The sequence below is a fragment of the Streptomyces sp. NPDC020681 genome (assembly GCF_044334895.1).
Lineage (GTDB): Bacteria > Actinomycetota > Actinomycetes > Streptomycetales > Streptomycetaceae > Streptomyces.
This window is the reverse complement of sequence record NZ_JBIRTX010000063.1, coordinates 1-3,218: the sequence shown is the minus strand read 5'-3', so window position 1 is coordinate 3,218 and position 3,218 is coordinate 1. Positions and strand designations below refer to the sequence as shown.

The 3,218-nt window shown below is 68.8% G+C and carries 2 protein-coding genes; both read left to right on the top strand.

The features are described 5' to 3' along the window. Positions 1-188: 188 nt before the first annotated feature. A complete protein-coding gene (locus tag ACH4YL_RS40630) occupies positions 189-1,325 on the top strand; it encodes a tyrosine-type recombinase/integrase (protein WP_398512572.1) in 1,137 nt (378 codons plus the stop codon). Beyond that, the coding region (locus tag ACH4YL_RS40625) for a tyrosine-type recombinase/integrase (RefSeq protein ID WP_398512571.1) at positions 1,315-3,218 on the top strand (1,904 nt) is incomplete at its 3' end. The genes ACH4YL_RS40630 and ACH4YL_RS40625, both read left to right, overlap by 11 nt.

Sequence of the window (3,218 nt, the reverse complement as noted above, 5' to 3'; positions counted from 1 at the left end):
GTCTTGCCGGTGCCGGGCGTTATCAACGGGTCCTGAGCCCCTCTCTTCTGTGTCCGCGATGAGCGTCACCATGAGCGTTCTGTGTCGTTGATGCATTGCTATCAACGGGAGTTGTTTAACGAGACGGAACGACACCAGTGGCACACAGCTTGGCGGTCCAGCCCTCGAGCGGGCATCGGACATGGACCGTGATCGATGAGAAGTACCGGACGGTCGCGCCGGTCGAGGACTGGCTGGAGGCCCACCGTCCGTTGTGGTCGCCGAACACGGTCCGCGGCTATGCGACCTCGCTTGCTCAGTGGTGGACGTTCCTCGAACAGCGTGACGAGACGGCGAAGTGGGGCGATCTCGGGGTGCCGGCGGTGGCCGGGTTCCTGTCCTGGCTGCGCAACGGCCGCACCGTCGAGCACGCCCTGGTCGAGCCTGAACAAGCGCCCGCGCCGGAGACGGTGGAGGCGAGGCTGGCCGCGTTGATCTCCTTCTACCGCTGGCAGGAGGCGGTCTTCTCGGTGCCGGTCGCGGGTCGTCTGATGCGCGGGGCACCGCGCCGGGCCCCGGCCCGCGGCCTGCTCGCGCACCTGGACGCCCGCACCGCGCCGGGCCCGTCCTCGCTGGTGAGGGTCCGCCGCCAGCGGCATCGTGGGCGGCCGCCTCTGCTGTTGCCGGCCGAGATCCAGGGCATCCTGGACGGCTGCGCCAGGCCGGATGCCTCGGTGGGTGAGTGGGCGGGGAACCTCCGCGACCGGTTGCTGTTCGCCCTGCTCGCGGAGACCGGAATGAGGCTGGGCGAGGCCCTGGGCCTGCGGATCGGTGACTTCGTCATGGGCCGCGGCGGCACGCCTTATGTCGAGATCGTCCCGCGCGAGGACAACGAGAACGGGGCGAGGGTGAAGATGATGCGCCCCCGCCGGGTCTATGTCGGCACCGACCTGGAGAAGCTGTTCGCCGACTACCTGATGCATCTGGCCTGCCGGGCCGCCGAGTTGGGTGAGGAGATTGGTACGCACTCGCCGCTGCTGGTGAACCTGACCCGGCCGCCACTGCTGGCCGCACTGCGGGAAGGAACGGTGCGGGACAAGACCGCCGCCCTGCGCAAGAAGAAGATCGGCCCCGACTCGTGGACGCCGCACTGGTTCCGGCACAGCCACGCGACCGCGCTGTTGCTGGCCGGGACGCCGGAGTGGGTTGTCTCGCGGCGCCTCGGGCACGCACACGTCCAGACCACGATCGACCTCTATGGCTGGGTCCGGGAGGACGAGGCCCTGCGGGCCGCGGCGAACTGGAAGTCGTACATTTCCTCCTGGCAGGTGACCGATGGCCGGTGAACATCGGCATCTGCACGCGGCCGGTGACCAGGACCCGTTCTGGCGCCTGTGGTCGAAACTGCCCGAGCCCTGGAAGGGGCCGGTCATCGGCGACGGCATCGAGGACTGGGACAGGATCACCGAGAACGGCGACCGCCGCATCGACCTGCGGGGCCTGCCCGACCTGATCTCCGCCGAACTGGCCTGGATGGCGCACTGGCAGGCTCAGGACGGGACCCGCTCGGCGGTGTTGGGCACCAACCAGTTCGCCAACATCCTTCGCCGGGCTCTTCGCGAGAACCACCCTTTCCCGTCCTCGATCCGCACGATGGACTGGGAGACGGCCGGCGCTCTGCAGCGGTGGTTTTATGCCACCCGCTGGGGCCGGCTCCCGCCGCACGGCAGCATCGCCCGGCTGCGGGTGATCTTCCGTTTCTCCCGCCTGGCCCTGCTCGCCCGATGCTCTGGCGAGCCGTGGTGGACGCTGGACGAGTGGCACCCCCGATGCGACCCGCGCATCCCGCTGGCGGAGCACGAACCCCAGGCCCACTACGGCTGTTCACCCTCCAAGATCAGCCACGAGTGGCTGCGGGAAGCGGTGAAATGGTGGCTCGGCACCCAGCTGGAAGCAGGTGTCCTGCGCTGGTCCACGGTGAGCCAGGAGAGAATGCGCTGCCTGGTCCGCTTCGACCGGTGGCTGTCGACCTTCGCAGACCCACTGGACGTCCTGGGTGATCCCGCCCACGCGGTCCAGACGGCCGCCGCCTTCCGCCGCTGGGACGCCGACCCCGCCAACCGCCTCCTGCGCGAGAACGAGCAACGGCATGCCCAGCGCCCCGTTGCCGCCCGTCAGCTCAACGATGACCTGCGGGCCGTCGCCGAGCTGTTCGCGTTCGTCGCGGCCAACCCCGCCGAGGCCCGCCAGGTCCTCGGAGCCGATCCGTGGTCGAGGGCCACGGACGCGCACGCGGCCGGGTGGTTCCGTCAGGTCTCCCGCATTCCGCACCAGCGGGACCTCAACGACGAGCACTACGTCGACGACCACGCGCTCGCCCAGATTCCCGCCGCCCTGCCCTTGCTCGGGCTTGGCCGCGACGAGCACATGCTGGTCACTCGGGGCGACGGACAGCAGACGACGGCTCGCGGTTTCGACGACCCGCAGGCCATGCGCATGATCCTGCTGCAGATCCTCACCGGTCGGCGGGCCAGCGAGATCCGCACCTGCCTGTTCGACTGCCTCTCCCCGGTCCCTGACCGGGCCCTCGACGCGGTCGAGGGCGAGGAGATCGCCCGGTTCCACTACGCACAAAGCAAGATCGATATCGCGCCGGACAACATCCTCGTCGACGCCGAGGTCGTCGCGGTCATCGAGGAACAACGGAAATGGGTCCGTGACCACTTCCCCGGCATCACCCCGCGTCACCTTTTCATGCAGCGGACCGGCAACCGCCAGGGCGACAAGCCCTACCCGTCGGGCACCTACAGCTGGATGCTCCGCGAGTTCAGCAAGACCGTGAAGATCACCGACAGCAAGGGCAAGGCCGTCGGCCTGAGTCACACCCACCGCTTCCGTCACACCAAGCTGACCCGGCTCGCCGAACTCGGCCTGCCCGTCCATGTGTTGATGCGCTATGCCGGGCACGCCACCCCGTCAATGTCGATGCACTACGTCGCGGCCCGCCAGGAACACGCCGAGCAGGCGTTCCTGGCCACCGCCAAACTCAGGGCGGACGGCACCCACGTCGTCTTCTCCCGCAACGACCACGACAGCCTCCACCTGTTCAACCGCGCCGACCGGTTCCTGCCCCACGGCTGGTGCATGCTGCCGCCGATGCAGTCCTGCGACAAAGGAAACGCCTGCCTGACCTGCTCAGTCTTCGTGACCGACTCATCCCACGAGGCGGCGCTGGAACG